Annotated in this window: 19 protein-coding genes; 13 read left to right on the top strand and 6 right to left on the bottom strand. The window is 63.3% G+C overall.

The window, feature by feature from the left end; translation table 11 throughout:
- Positions 1–307 (bottom strand): DEAD/DEAH box helicase (locus QT222_RS15560; RefSeq protein WP_491477684.1); only part of this gene is annotated, 307 nt, incomplete at its 3' end.
- 142 nt (positions 308–449) lie between these two features.
- Here QT222_RS15560 and QT222_RS15555 point away from each other — a divergent pair.
- Positions 450–1,196 carry an MBL fold metallo-hydrolase gene (locus QT222_RS15555; protein ID WP_491477683.1) on the top strand — a complete coding sequence of 249 codons (747 nt, stop codon included), beginning with the start codon at positions 450–452 and terminating at the stop codon, positions 1,194–1,196.
- 48 nt (positions 1,197–1,244) lie between these two features.
- Here QT222_RS15555 and QT222_RS15550 read toward each other — a convergent pair whose 3' ends face one another.
- The 3 genes from QT222_RS15550 to QT222_RS15540 form a co-directional block, all read right to left on the bottom strand.
- On the bottom strand, positions 1,245–1,991 hold the full coding sequence (locus QT222_RS15550) for an isopentenyl phosphate kinase (RefSeq protein WP_004060251.1): 747 nt from the start codon (positions 1,989–1,991) through the stop codon (positions 1,245–1,247).
- Positions 1,988–3,064, bottom strand: coding sequence for a mevalonate kinase (gene mvk / locus QT222_RS15545; RefSeq protein WP_491477682.1), 1,077 nt, complete (start codon positions 3,062–3,064; stop codon positions 1,988–1,990). Before mvk ends, QT222_RS15550 begins: the two co-directional genes overlap by 4 nt.
- A gap of 147 nt (positions 3,065–3,211) precedes the next feature.
- Positions 3,212–3,520, bottom strand: coding sequence for a hypothetical protein (locus QT222_RS15540; protein WP_004060249.1), 309 nt, complete (start codon positions 3,518–3,520; stop codon positions 3,212–3,214).
- Positions 3,521–3,664: 144 nt separating this feature from the next.
- Between QT222_RS15540 and QT222_RS15535 the strand changes: the two genes are divergently transcribed.
- The 8 genes from QT222_RS15535 to QT222_RS15500 all read left to right on the top strand — a co-directional run bounded on the left by QT222_RS15535 (position 3,665) and on the right by QT222_RS15500 (position 9,555).
- Positions 3,665–4,729, top strand: a complete 1,065-nt coding sequence (locus QT222_RS15535; RefSeq protein WP_004060248.1) for a M20/M25/M40 family metallo-hydrolase — start codon at positions 3,665–3,667, stop codon at positions 4,727–4,729.
- Positions 4,730–4,828: 99 nt separating this feature from the next.
- Positions 4,829–5,308, top strand: a complete 480-nt coding sequence (locus QT222_RS15530) for a 50S ribosomal protein L11 (protein ID WP_004060247.1) — start codon at positions 4,829–4,831, stop codon at positions 5,306–5,308.
- A 268-nt stretch (positions 5,309–5,576) separates the two neighbouring features.
- A complete protein-coding gene (locus QT222_RS15525; RefSeq protein ID WP_004060246.1) occupies positions 5,577–6,215 on the top strand; it encodes a 50S ribosomal protein L1 in 639 nt (212 codons plus the stop codon).
- Complete coding sequence (locus QT222_RS15520; RefSeq protein WP_004060245.1) at positions 6,212–7,246, top strand: 50S ribosomal protein L10; 1,035 nt, start codon at positions 6,212–6,214, stop codon at positions 7,244–7,246. Before QT222_RS15525 ends, QT222_RS15520 begins: the two co-directional genes overlap by 4 nt.
- A gap of 24 nt (positions 7,247–7,270) precedes the next feature.
- Positions 7,271–7,606 (top strand): 50S ribosomal protein P1, encoded by a 336-nt coding sequence (gene rpl12p / locus QT222_RS15515; protein ID WP_004060244.1) that lies wholly within the window; start codon positions 7,271–7,273, stop codon positions 7,604–7,606.
- A 160-nt stretch (positions 7,607–7,766) separates the two neighbouring features.
- A complete protein-coding gene (locus QT222_RS15510; RefSeq protein ID WP_491477681.1) occupies positions 7,767–9,023 on the top strand; it encodes a tripartite tricarboxylate transporter permease in 1,257 nt (418 codons plus the stop codon).
- 83 nt (positions 9,024–9,106) lie between these two features.
- The gene (locus QT222_RS15505) at positions 9,107–9,286 is read left to right on the top strand and encodes an HVO_2753 family zinc finger protein (RefSeq protein ID WP_004042997.1); all 180 of its coding nucleotides are present in this window, start codon (positions 9,107–9,109) and stop codon (positions 9,284–9,286) included.
- Positions 9,287–9,288: 2 nt separating this feature from the next.
- Complete coding sequence (locus QT222_RS15500) at positions 9,289–9,555, top strand: elongation factor 1-beta (protein WP_004060242.1); 267 nt, start codon at positions 9,289–9,291, stop codon at positions 9,553–9,555.
- Positions 9,556–9,618: 63 nt separating this feature from the next.
- Here QT222_RS15500 and QT222_RS15495 read toward each other — a convergent pair whose 3' ends face one another.
- Both QT222_RS15495 and QT222_RS15490 read right to left on the bottom strand, forming a co-directional pair.
- The gene (locus QT222_RS15495; RefSeq protein WP_004060241.1) at positions 9,619–9,876 is read right to left on the bottom strand and encodes a glycine zipper domain-containing protein; all 258 of its coding nucleotides are present in this window, start codon (positions 9,874–9,876) and stop codon (positions 9,619–9,621) included.
- Positions 9,877–10,005: 129 nt separating this feature from the next.
- Complete coding sequence (locus tag QT222_RS15490) at positions 10,006–11,166, bottom strand: cystathionine gamma-synthase (RefSeq protein ID WP_491477680.1); 1,161 nt, start codon at positions 11,164–11,166, stop codon at positions 10,006–10,008.
- A 123-nt stretch (positions 11,167–11,289) separates the two neighbouring features.
- Here QT222_RS15490 and QT222_RS15485 point away from each other — a divergent pair, with 123 nt between their 5' ends.
- The 4 genes from QT222_RS15485 to QT222_RS15470 all read left to right on the top strand — a co-directional run.
- A complete protein-coding gene (locus QT222_RS15485; protein ID WP_004060239.1) occupies positions 11,290–11,580 on the top strand; it encodes a 50S ribosomal protein L21e in 291 nt (96 codons plus the stop codon).
- A 3-nt stretch (positions 11,581–11,583) separates the two neighbouring features.
- Complete coding sequence (locus QT222_RS15480; RefSeq protein WP_004060238.1) at positions 11,584–11,940, top strand: RNA polymerase Rpb4 family protein; 357 nt, start codon at positions 11,584–11,586, stop codon at positions 11,938–11,940.
- Positions 11,941–11,993: 53 nt separating this feature from the next.
- Complete coding sequence (locus QT222_RS15475; protein ID WP_491477679.1) at positions 11,994–12,584, top strand: DUF655 domain-containing protein; 591 nt, start codon at positions 11,994–11,996, stop codon at positions 12,582–12,584.
- A 43-nt stretch (positions 12,585–12,627) separates the two neighbouring features.
- On the top strand, positions 12,628–13,051 hold a 424-nt coding region (locus QT222_RS15470; protein ID WP_491477678.1), incomplete at its 3' end, for an rRNA adenine N-6-methyltransferase family protein.

Genomic DNA, 13,051 nt, shown 5'->3' with positions numbered 1-13,051 from the left:
ACTCCCGGTCGCGGCGGAACAACTCGTTGATGATGGCGGTAAAGGACGCGAGCGTCTTTCCCGACCCCGTGGGGGCACAGATGAGGGCGTTTTCTTCCTCGTGAATGAGGGGAATCGCCCCGCGTTGCGGCGGAGTGAAAAAGCCGCCGTTGCCGGGGACGAACTCGCCGAACTGGTCGACCCACCACTCTTGAACGGCGGGTTCCAGTAAGTCGAGTACGCCCTCGTCGGCGACGGACACCGTTTCTGGGTCGAATTCGTAGTCGTCCCCCTTCGCGGTGAGGAGGGAACGGCCACGCTGGGTCATTACTTCGGGGTTAGCCTGCGCAGGTATGAGGGTTGTGCCCCGTCAGTCGTCGTTATGTCCCGTCATCATCGAACCGGGACGAACGTGTGTTGCGGCCGACTTGAGCACAAGGACTAACGGCCGAGACGTGGTATTTGAGCGTATGCGCGTCACATTCCTCGGTACTGGTAGTGCGATGCCCGTTTCCGGTCGTGCTCAGACCGGACTGCTGCTCGAATCGGACACGCACGCGCTCCTTGTCGACTGCGGGTCGGGCGTGCTGGCTCGACTCGCCGAGACCGAGGTTGGGTACGAAGGCATCTCATCGGTGCTCCTCACACACCTCCATCTCGACCACGTTTCGGACCTCATGCCCCTCGTCAAGGCCCGTTGGCTTGCCGGTGAAGAGTATCTCGAAATCGTCGGGCCGGAGGGGACGAAGGCGCTCGTCGACGGTCTCTTCGACGTACACGACTACCTGAAAGGCCGATTAGAGATTCGGGTCCGCGAGGTCGGTCCCCACGAGTTCGGTATCACCGGATTCGACGTGCTCGGCTACGAAGTCCGCCACTCGATTCCGACGCTCGCGTACCGGTTCACGCACGAAATGGGAGAATCCGACTTCGTCTTCTCCGGCGACACCGAGGCGTTCGACGGACTCGCCGAGTTCGCCGACGGGGCTTCTGTCCTCGTCCACGACTGCTCGTTCCCCGACGACGTGGACGTCTCGAACCACCCGACGCCGAGCAAAGTGGGTGAAACGCTCGCCGGGTACGACATCGACAGGGTCATTCTCACGCACTTGTACCCGCACGCCGACCGCGTCACCGACGACCTCGAAGCGCGAGTCAGTGACCACTTCGACGGCGACGTACAGGTCGCAGAAGACGGGTTAGTCGTCGAATTCTGAACGGTTGTCGCTCTGAGAGCGACCGATACGAAAATCGGGTTTCTTCCGCTACTCCCCGCGAATCACGGTGCCGGGCGACTCGCCAGCGACGAATGCGGAGAGTCCGTCGGGACCGAACACGTGGGCGGGTGCGCCGAGCGCGAGCAACTTGCGAACTTTCGCGGCCATGCCGCCGGTCACGTCCGTCGATTCCGACCCGCCGAGCGCGTCTGCTGCGTCCGCAAACGCGGTGATTTCCGGAATCACCGCTCCGTCGGTATCGAGGACGCCGGGGACGGTCGAACAGAGACCGACGCGGTCGGCGTCGAGACCGGACGCCAGCGAGACCACGAGGTCGTCGCCGCTGACGATGGTTGCACCCTCGCCCGCGTGCGCGATGACATCCCCGTGGAGAACCGGGACGAATCCTTCGGCGAGCATCGTCTCAGTTGCGGCGAGTGAGAGCGACAGCGACCCATCTGTTTCGCGCGCACCAGCCGAGAGTGGGTGAACCGGGAGGGCAGAGACGCCTCGTTCCGCGAGCGCGTCGAGGACGGCGTCGTTCAGGCGCTTCATCGCATCGTGGATGGCACGGACACCGATTTCGTCGTGCGTGCCTGTATCCGAGGAGACGTCGTGGTCGGCGGCGTGGGGGTGCCCGAAGCTTCCGGCGCCGTGGACGACGACGACCTGCCCTGATTCTGCAAGGGTTGCGACGGCGTCTGCAGCAGCGGCAAGACCGTCTTTATCGATCGTCTCGAGTTCGTCTTTGTCGGTGACGACGCTCCCGCCGAGTTTGAGGACGACGAGGCTCACGCCGACCCCTCCGGGGACTGGTCGTCGCCCACATTCGATTCTGCCGATGCTGCCGACGCTGGCGGCTCTTCGACACGAACGCCCTCAGTTGCGAGTTCGGCCCGGAACGCATCCTCACAGCCCGGCGTGAACCGAAGTGCGGTCTGCGTCTCGGGCGTGGGGTCGAGCGCGACGATACAACCGCCGCCGCCTGCACCGGTGAGTTTTGCGCCGTAGGCACCCGCCTCGCGGGCCGCCCAGACCATGGAATCGAGCGAGCGAGAGGAGACGCCGAGGGCTTCGAGCAGGCCGTGGTTGAAGTTCATGAACCGGCCGAGTTCGGAGAGGAGCGCTTCGGAGGGTTCCTCCGGGTCGGCGTCGGCGAGGAGGTCTTCGCCCCGGCGGACGATGTCGCCGATAGTTGAGACGGTGTCGGCGGCGAAGTCGTACTCTTCGCGCAGGGCGCGGACGCCGGAGACGAGCGCGCCGGTGTCGCCTGCGCCGCCGTCGAAGCCGATGACAAACGGGAGTGGAGGCGCGTCGATGGTCCGGCAGTCGTCGCCTTCGACGCGGACGGCCCCACCCATCGCGGAGCAGAACGTATCGGCGCGCGAAGCCTGTCCGTCCTGAACCTCGTGTTCGGCGCGGTAGGCCCGGTCGGCTATCTCTCGGGGGGAGAGTTCGACGCCCAGTTCGCGCGTTGCGGCGTCGATACCGGCGACGACGACGGCCGCGGACGAGCCGAGACCAGCGCCGAGCGGGATGTCGCTTTCGACGGTGATGTCGAATCCAGCGTCGGGCGCGTCGGCGGCGTCACGGGCCTGTGCAACAGCCGCATCGATGTAGCCCATCGCGGCCTCGACGAGCGGTGTGGGAACGTCTACGTCGGGATGGTTGCCGGTCGACCCGCTGTACTCTACCGTGAAGCCGTTGAGACTCAGGTCTTCGGCACGGACGCGGACGTGGTCGTCGTCGCGGGCAGAGACGGAGACGGTCGCTCGTCGCTCGACGGCGCACGGAACCGCCGGTTCGCCGTAGACGACTGCGTGCTCCCCGAACAGATACACCTTGCCGGGAGCGCTCGAAACGGTCATGCTCCGGGCTTTCCACGGGATTCGCTTAAGCGTATCCGACCGGCGTCGTCACTGATGATTAGATGCTGCCGTATCTTCGGGTGAAAAACAGCCGAATCAGGACGGGGTAAGCCGTCGAGTCGTGTTGGGTCTCCGGTCGAGTCAGTGTTACGCGCCGACTTCGACTTCCTCACGTTCGTCGAGTTCGCCGAGTTCGGCCAGTTCGTCGCCGCCGCGGAGGAAGCGAACTGCGGCCGCGACGCCAGCGAGGAGGACGAGACCGAACAGCAGCGCCATCGCGGTGCGGCTCTTCGACCCGCTTTCTTCGCCAGCCTCCTCGGCTTCGGTTTCGTACTCGCCTTCGAGTTCCGCTTCCGCCGCCGTCTCTCCGCCCTTGCTGACGAACGGGGCGCGGTTGGTGGGGCTGAACTCGAAGCCGTCGTGCAGGTGCACCTCGAAGAGGGTAATGTCGGCCATACATTTCAATACGCTCAGAAAACGGATAGTCGTTGCGGCGACGAGTCGACCTGTCGCCAATTGTCCAGCCGCCTCCGACACTGAACCACCAGACTGCGGCGAGGATTCGTTGTGTTCTTCACCGGTCCCCCATGAACGAACAGTATGGAAGACGACCGACGCGAATTTCTCGAAGACCTGCTTACCACACCAAGTCCGTCCGGCTACGAGACCGACGGACAGCGCGTGTGGATAGACTACGTCTCCCAGTTTGCAGACGACGTAACCGTCGACGCGTACGGTAACGCTGTCGCGGTTCACGAAGGCTCCGGCGACGGCCCCGAAATCGCCTTTACCGGCCACGCCGACCAGATTGGCTACATCGTCCGCGACATCGACGATGACGGCTTCGTCCGCATCGGTCCCATCGGCGGTGCCGACCGAACCGTCTCGAAGGGCCAGCACGTGACAGTTCACGCCGACGGAGGCGATGTCCACGGCGTCATCGGCCAGACTGCCATCCACCTCCGCGACGTTGGAGAGGAAGAATACGACGACCTCGAAGAGCAGTTCGTCGATATCGGCGCGACGAGCAAGGACGAGGCGAATGACTACGTCGAAGTCGGCGACCCCGTGACGGTCGAAGCACGAGTCCGCGACCTCGCGGGCGACCGCGTCGCAGCCAACGGGATGGACAACCGCGTCGGCACGTGGTCGGCCGCCGAAGGACTTCGCGCTGCCGTCGAGAACGACGTGGACGCGACGGTATACGCCGTCAGCACGGTACAAGAGGAAGTCGGCGTGCAAGGTGCGAAGATGGTCGGCTACGACCTCAATCCCGACGCGGTGGTCGCGGTCGACGTAACGCACGCAACCGACAACCCGGACGTACCGGGCAAGCAGAAAGGACCGGTCGAACTCGCTGAGGGACCGGTCATCTCCCGCGGGAGCGCGAACCACCCGAACGTCGTCGCACTCGCCCGCGACGCGGCTGACGAGGCCGACATCGACGTACAGCTACAGGCCGACGGCATCCGCACGGGTACGGACGCGGACGCTTTCTACACGAGTCGCTCCGGCATTCCCTCTCTCAACATCGGCATCCCGAACCGCTACATGCACACGCCGGTCGAAGTCATCTCGACGACCGACCTCGACGACGTGGCCGCGCTTCTCGGGTCGATAGCGGCGCTCGCTGGCGACGTTGAGTCGTTCGGCGTCGAACTGTAAGCGACCGGCATACGAGCGCGCCCTTCACTGTGCGTAGTTGTCGCATACGGCTCCGGGCGAAAGAAAACCGTTAAAAGTCGCCACACGGTGTTTCCACGTATGGCTGGAACTATCGAAGTACTCGTTCCCGGCGGGAAGGCGAACCCCGGTCCGCCGCTCGGCCCGGAACTCGGCCCGACCCCTGTCGACGTGCAGGCTGTCGTTGGCGAAATCAACGACCAGACCGACGCATTCGACGGCATGGAAGTGCCGGTCACCGTCGAGTACGATGACGACGGCTCGTTCAGCATCGAGGTCGGTGTCCCTCCGACGGCCGCCCTCATCAAGGACGAAGTCGGATTCGAGACTGGCAGCGGCGAACCCCAGAAGAACTTCGTCGCCGACATGTCCGTCGAACAGCTAAAGAAGGTCGCAGAGCAGAAGTCTTCTGACCTGCTCGCGTACGACCTCAAGAACGCCTCGAAGGAAGTCGCAGGGACGTGCGCGTCGCTCGGTGTCACCATCGAGGGCGAGGACGCCCGTACGTTCAAGGAGCGTATCGACGGCGGCGACTTCGACGACCAGTTCGACGACGAGTAATCGTTCCGTCGGGTCGAACCGCCCTTTCCGTCGGGCCGAGTCGACTCGGCCCGCTTTCTTCTCTCCATAAAACCGGACAGTCGAATAGACGTCGCGTTCTCGTCTGGTTGCGTGTGTGGAGGTGGCACGCGAAACACCCGAATTCGGGTGTTTCGGCTCCCGTTCTTCGACGGACTTAAGTTGAGCCTGCTCGTCCTGCCGGACGAGGCAGGCAGTAGCCTGTTTCACTGACCCGTAGGAGCAATCCTGCGTACTACGGAGGTGAATAATGGCAGACACAATAGTTGACGCAGTATCTCGCGCACTCGACGAGGCGCCCGGGCGGAACTTCCGCGAAACGGTCGACCTCGCCGTCAACCTGCGCGATTTAGATCTTAACGACCCGTCGAAGCGTGTTGACGAGAGCATCGTGCTCCCGTCTGGCACCGGCCAGGACACCCAGATTGTGGTGTTCGCGACCGGTGAGACCGCGCTCCGCGCAGAGGATGTCGCCGACGAAGTTCTCGGGCCCGATGAGCTCGAAGACTTCGGCGACGACACCGATGCGGCGAAAGACCTTGCCGACGAGACCGACTTCTTCGTTGCCGAGGCAGCACTGATGCAGGACATCGGTCGCTACCTTGGTACCGTTCTCGGTCCCCGCGGTAAGATGCCGACCCCACTTCAGCCCGACGACGACGTCGTCGAGACAGTGGACCGGATGAAAAACACGGTGCAGCTCCGCTCCCGTGACCGACGCACGTTCCACACGCGCGTTGGTGCGGACGACATGTCTTCTGACGAGATCGCGGAGAACATCGACGTTATCGTCCGTCGTCTCGAAGCGACGCTCGAAAAGGGCCCCCTCAACATTGACTCTATCTTCGTGAAGACGACGATGGGTCCGTCCGTGGAGGTGCCCGCATGAGCGAATCCGGGACTCGACAGACCGAGGTTATTCCGCAGTGGAAGCGTGACGAAGTCGAGGAACTCGTCGACTTCATCGACAGCTACGAATCCGTTGGCGTCGTCGGTGTCGCGGGCATTCCGAGCAAGCAGCTCCAGGCCATGCGCCGCGAGCTGCACGGTTCGGCTGCAGTGCGCATGAGCCGTAACACGCTCGTGAACCGCGCACTCGACGAAGTTAACGATGGCTTCGAGGAACTCAAGGAGTACATCGCCGGACAGGTCGCCCTCATCGGCACGAACGACAACCCGTTCGCCCTGTACAAGGAGCTCGAAGCGTCGAAGACACCCGCTCCCATCAACGCTGGCGAAGTTGCCCCGAACGACATCGTCATCCCCGAGGGTGACACGGGCGTAGACCCGGGTCCGTTCGTCGGCGAACTCCAGCAGGTCGGTGCCTCCGCCCGCATTATGGAAGGCTCGATCAAGGTGACCGAAGACTCCCACGTCCTCGACGAGGGCGAGGAAGTCTCTGAGGAACTCGCCAACGTGCTGGTAGAACTCGGTATCGAACCCAAGGAGGTCGGTCTCGACCTTCGTGGCGTCTTCTCCGAAGGCGTCCTGTTCGAACCCGACGAACTCGCCATCGACGTGGACGAGTACCGTGCCGACATCCAGTCGGCCGTTTCCGCCGCAACGAACCTCTCGGTCAACGCGGTCTACCCGACCGCCCAGACCGCGCCGTCGCTCATCGCGAAGGCGACCAGCGAGGCCAAATCCGTCGGTCTCTTCGCCAACATCGAAAGCCCGGACTTCATGCCGGAGCTTATCACGAAGGCAGACGCCCAGCTTCGGGCGCTCGCCACGAAGATCGACGACGAGGAGGCGCTCCCCGAGGAACTCCGCGGTGTCTCCGCGCCTAGCGCGCCCGCCGCGGACGAAGACGAATCGACTGACGAAGAAGCAGAGGAAGCCGACGAGGCTGAAGCCGACGACACCGACGACGAAGGTGACGACGAAGACGCCGGCGACGCCCTTGGCTCCCTGTTCTAACAACACACAACGAGGAATACAACAATGGAATACGTCTACGCTGCTCTCATCCTGAACGAGACGGACGAAGAGGTCAACGAAGAGAACATCACCGCAGTCCTCGAGGCTGCCGGTGTCGATGTCGAAGAGTCCCGCGCCAAGGCGCTCGTCGCCGCGCTCGAGGACGTTGACATCGAAGAGGCCATCGAGACGGCCGCCGCTGCCCCCGCACCCGCTGCGGGCGGCGCTGCTGGTGGCGAGGTCGAGGCTGCTGAGGCTGACGAAGCCGAAGAAGCCGAAGAAGCCGAAGAAGAGGCCGCTGAAGAAGAAGACGAGGACGAGGAGGCCGACGGTGAAGGTCTCGGCGCCCTCTTCGGCTAACTCTCGCGAGACACACGCCGCACACGCGGCAACGCTCGCTCGATAACTCTGATTTCTTTTGACACCACTCCCCAAGCGACAGCGCTCGCAACGGTTGTAACCGTAGTGTGCACCGTCGCGTCCGTAGCTTCATATCCCAATCCGCGGCCACCTCGGAGCGATGTCGCCCACCGGAACGGTTGGATTCGTCGCGCTGCGCGCCCTCGACCCGACGACCGCCGTCTTCGTCGGCGTCGGTGTTGGCATCCTTCTCGGGACGTGTTCGGGTCTCGTCCCGGGGCTTCACGCGAATGCTTTTGCGCTCGTGCTCGCCAGCGTCGCGGCTGACATACCCGCTCCGCCAGTCGCCGTCGCCGCCGCCGTCCTCGCGGCCTCGACGGTTCACACGTTTCTCGACGTGGTTCCGGCGCTAACGCTCGGCGTCCCTGATGCGGCGCTCGCACCCGGTGCGCTCCCGGCCCACAAACTCGTCCTCGGCGGGCGGGGACGCGAGGCACTCCGTCTCTCAGCGCTTGGAAGCGGTGTCGCGCTCTGTCTCGCCGTCCCTGTGGCAGTTCCCGTCACCGAGGTGCTGGTTCACGGCTATCCGATTATCCGTGACTACCTGTGGGTCGTTCTCGTCGGTGTCGCGGTCGCTCTCATCTGGACCGAACCGACCATCCGGGCGAAACTCACCGCCGGAGTGACTGTTGCCGCCGCGACGGGTCTCGGACTCGCCGTTCTCGACCGCTCTTTCGTCGGACCGCTTCCCGTCGGCGGGGTTTTAGCGCCGTTGTTAGCTGGCCTGTTCGGTGTGCCGGTGCTTCTGGAGGCGCGCCACGGTACCGGAGTCCCTCCACAGGGCGATACGACACTCGCCACGTCTCCGTGGGCCGTTGCGCGGAGTGTTCTCGCGGGCACGGGCGGTGGCGCGTTCGTGGGCTACCTTCCGGGCGTTTCGGCCGGTGTCGCGGGAACACTCGCGCTCGCGGTTCTTCCCGGAAGCGACCCCGACGAATCGGCACGTGCCTACGTTACGGCGACGAGTGCCGCGACAACTGCAACGACCGTCTTCGCACTTTTCGCGCTGGCTGGACTGGGGACGCCGCGAACGGGCGCACTCGTTGCTCTCTCGGCGGCCGACCTGCCGACCGGACTCGGTATCGCGGTCCCAACGACGATTTTCGCGGGCGTCTGCGGTTCGATGTTAGTGCCGATTCTCGGTGACCGCGCGTTGGTGTTCGTCGGTCGACTCGACCAGCGCCGACTCGTCGCCGGAGTCTGTCTCTTTCTCGTCGTTCTCTCGTGGGCGTTTGCGGGCGTGGGAGGCGTGGTCGTACTCGGCGTCGCCGCGGGGGTTGGGCACCTCCCGGTAAAATTCGGTTGTCGACGCATCCATCTAATGAGTGTGCTCATGGGGCCGCTTGCACTCGGGTGAGCCATGTCGACTCGGCACACGGTTTTCCCCCGGAAGAACCCGGAAAGACAACGGTTAAAAGTCGTGCGCCGGTTTGTGAGCGTATGAGCGAGTCCGAACAGCGACACGCGCACCAGTGTGTGTCCTGCGGCATCAACATCGCTGGCATGAGCGCCGCGACGTTCAAGTGCCCAGACTGTGGCCAAGAGATTTCGCGTTGTTCCAAGTGCCGTAAGCAGAGCAACCTCTACGAGTGCCCCGACTGCGGGTTCATGGGTCCATAATCATGGGAAAAGTAGCCGCCAAAATCAAGGTCATGCCGAACAGCCCCGAGCTCGACCTCGACGACCTCGAGGACCTGCTCGAAGACTCCCTCCCTGAGGGTGCAAAGATCAAGGGCTTCGAGCGCGACGACGTCGCGTTCGGTCTTGTCGCCCTCCTGCCGACGGTCATCGTCCCCGACGATGCTGGTGGCACTGAAGCTGTCGAGGAAGCATTCATCGAAGTCGACGGCGTCGAAAGCGTCTCCGTCGAGAACGTCGGCCGTATCTGAACTGACGACCGACCCTTTCTCTCACACTCGCCTGCCGAGCAACAGCGTTTTTCTGACCGAGCGTCAGCGATATTCCATCAGTACGACCCCGAAGACGACGCCGACTGTCAAGCCGAGCATCACGCCGAGCGAGAGCGAGTTCGTGAGCACACCGAGAATACCTCCGAGGAGGAATCCGGCGGTGAGCCCGATACCGAACTGCTCTGCGCTGTGACTCGACCCTTCGTGGTCGTCAGAATCGACCATCTTGTGGTCTGTCGACTCGGTCTGCGCCTGCTGCTGTATAGACTCTGCGCTCAACGAGACCGATTCTTGGGACATATGTAATGATTCTTCCCCACACTCAATAACCCTTACTCGCGTTCCCAACTGGCGGCAACAACCGTTAGTGCATGCGAGAGCGCCTGCTGTGGGTGGCACCCACTGAAACGGAAAATCGAGTGTAGAGTGTTAGAACGCCGCGTCGAACGCCTGTTCGAGGTCCGCCTTCATGTCGTCAATGTGTTCGATGCCGACGGAGACGCGGATGAGACCGTCGGTGAGACCGGCTTCGAGGCGTTCTTCGCGGGGGATGGCCGCGTGGGTCATCACCGCCGGCTGTTCGATGAGGCTCTCGACGCCGCCAAGACTTTCGGCGAGGGTGAACACCTCGGTCTCCTCGACGACGGTCGACGCCTGTTCGAGCGTCCCGTCGAGTTCGAACGAGAGCATACCGCCGAAATCGTCCATCTGTTCGGCCGCGAGTTCGTGTTGCGGGTGGGAGTCGAGTCCGGGATAGTGAACGGTTTCGACCGCGTCGTGGTTGTCGAGCCACGTGGCGAGGTCGCGGGCGTTGTCGCAGTGGCGGTCCATCCGAACCGGGAGCGTCTTCGCCCCGCGGAGGACGAGGAAGCAGTCGAACGGCGACGGCGTCGCACCGACGGAGTTTTGGTAGAAGGCGATTTCCTCGTCGAGTTCTTCGTCGTCGGTGATGAGCGCGCCGCCGACGATGTCGGAGTGGCCGCCGAGATACTTCGTCAAGGAGTGCGAGACGATGTCCGCGCCGAGGTCGAGCGGGCGCTGGAGATACGGCGTCGCGAAGGTGTTGTCGACGGCACAGAGTGCGTCGACCTCGTGTGCGATGTCCGCCAGCGCTTCGATGTCGTTGACGCGCATGAGCGGGTTCGTCGGTGTTTCGACCCACACGAGCGCCGTCTCGTCGCGGACCGCGTCGCGGACCGCGTCGTGGTCGGTCGTCTCGACGAAGTCGAATTCGAGGTCGTACTTCTCGTAGACCTGCGTGAAGATGCGGTGGGTTCCGCCGTACACGTCGTTGCCGGCGACGACGTGGTCGCCCGCTTCGAGCAGGTTGAGCACGGTGTTTATCGCACCCATCCCCGAGGAGAACGCGCGACCGTACGACCCGTTTTCGAGCGCTGCGAGGTTCGATTCGAGGTCAGTTCGCGTCGGGTTCCCCGTTCGGGAGTACTCGTATCCGCGGTGGTCGCCGGGACCGTCCTGTGCGTACGTGGAGTTCGCGTAGATGGGCGTCATGAGCGCCCCGGTCTCTTCGTCGGGTTCCTGACCCGCGTGGATGGCGCGCGTCTCGATGCGTCGCTCGTCTTCAGACATACGAAAACCCCCGTACCCACTCGGGTTAAGTCCGTCCCTCCCGCGCGACCACGCGGGGGCAACACACGCGCGTTCCGTAACGTGCAATTTATAATGACGACGCAAGTATTCGTTCTCACGACTATGCCGAGCTCCAACGGTCCGATGAAGGGGACGCGAGGAAAGCTCTCGAACAAGCCGCGCGAGCGCGGCACTTCGCCGCCGCAGCGCGCTATCGCGGAATTCGAGGAGGGCCAGAAGGTCCACCTCAACCTCGACCCGAGCGTGCGTGATGGTCGGTTCCACCCGCGTTTCAACGGTCTCACCGGTGAGGTCGTCGGAAAGCAGGGCCGCGCGTTCAAGGTCCAGATCAACGACGGCGGCAAAGAGAAGATGGTAATCGCCCGACCTGCTCACCTGCGCGCCCAGCAGTAAGCGATGACCATCTTCAAAGAAAAGCTCGACGAGGAGTATCTAACGACCTCCGAGGTCAAGGAGCTGCTCGCCGAGGTTGAGGCGGAGCGCGCTGCCGACGAAGAGCGTGAGATGCGCTACGAACTGGCTCGTGCAATCGAACACGTCAACCGGTTCGCCCACCTCGACCCCGAGGAATCTCGCGAACTCGTCGAGGAGCTCGCCGAGCTCGAAAAGGTCGACAATCCGACTGCTATCAAAGTCGCAGACCTCCTGCCGCAGTCGCGTGACGAACTGCGTGCGGTGTTCGCCCAACAGCGCTACGCGCTCTCTGGCGACGAACTCGACGAAATTCTGAACATCGTCGCAAAGTACGTCTGACCGCGCGACGGCGCGGCCTACTATTTAAATATCGGCTCGCCGTAACTACTGACATGACACGTTCGGAGAGCGGTGACGCCGACGCCACGGCCGAGTACGTTATCGTGCTCGATGTACTCCGCCACGGGCGTCAAGGAGACGGCCAACGGCGATTCGACGCGGAACCTATCGCGTACGCGCTCGGTGAGTCGGACTTCCGTCTCCTCGAGTTGACCCTGGTAGAAGATGCCGACGTGAGTATCGGTGACAGGCTTGTCGTGTCACCGACCGCCGCCCGTGAAGCAATTCAGTCGGTCGAGGAAGTGTCCTACGATGACCTCTCGAACACCGCAACCGCCGAGGTGGAGTACGTCGTCGAGGATATCGTCGAAGCCAACGAACAACGCTTCACCGACTTCTACAACGATGCACAGCCGATTACCCTGCGACTCCACCAGCTTAATTTACTCCCGGGTATCGGGAAGAAACTCCGGGACAAAATCCTCGAAGAACGCAAGCGTCACGGGCCGTTCGACTCGTTCGAGGACCTCCAAGAGCGCGTCTCCGGACTTCACCATCCGAAAGATGTGATTGTCGAGCGAATCATCGATGAACTGCAGGACAACGACGTGAAGTACAAGACGTTCGTCAGAAACGACGGATAAGCGGAACGGGACTTTTACCCGCTCCCACACGATATCTCTCCCAATGACGAGCGACGGAAGCGAACAGGTTCGTGAGGCCGCGGCACGCGACCCTGACGCCCTCATCCGACGGGCCGGCGTCCGCGGCGACCCGGACCGAGACCAGCACTTTCTCGTCGACGACCGCGTTGTCGACCGAATTCCGACGTACCTCCCCGATGATACCGACCACTCACATGTCCTCGAAATCGGTGGCGGCCCCGGCGTTCTCACCGACCGCCTCCTCGCAGTTGCCGACCGCGTGACGGTCGTCGAACAGGACCGGACGTTCGCCGACCACCTGCGCCGTGAGTTCTCCGATGCGGTCGAAGCCGACCGCCTTACGGTTATCGAAGGCGACGCGCTGGAAGCCGACCTCCCCGAGTTCACGGCGTGTGTCTCGAACCTCCCGTACGGTATCTCCTCGGAGATTTCGTTCCGCCTCCTGC

This window comes from Haloferax sp. s1, from assembly GCF_058382125.1.
The sequence above is the reverse complement of the archived record's forward strand: the minus strand, read 5'-3'. Positions and strand labels throughout refer to the sequence as shown.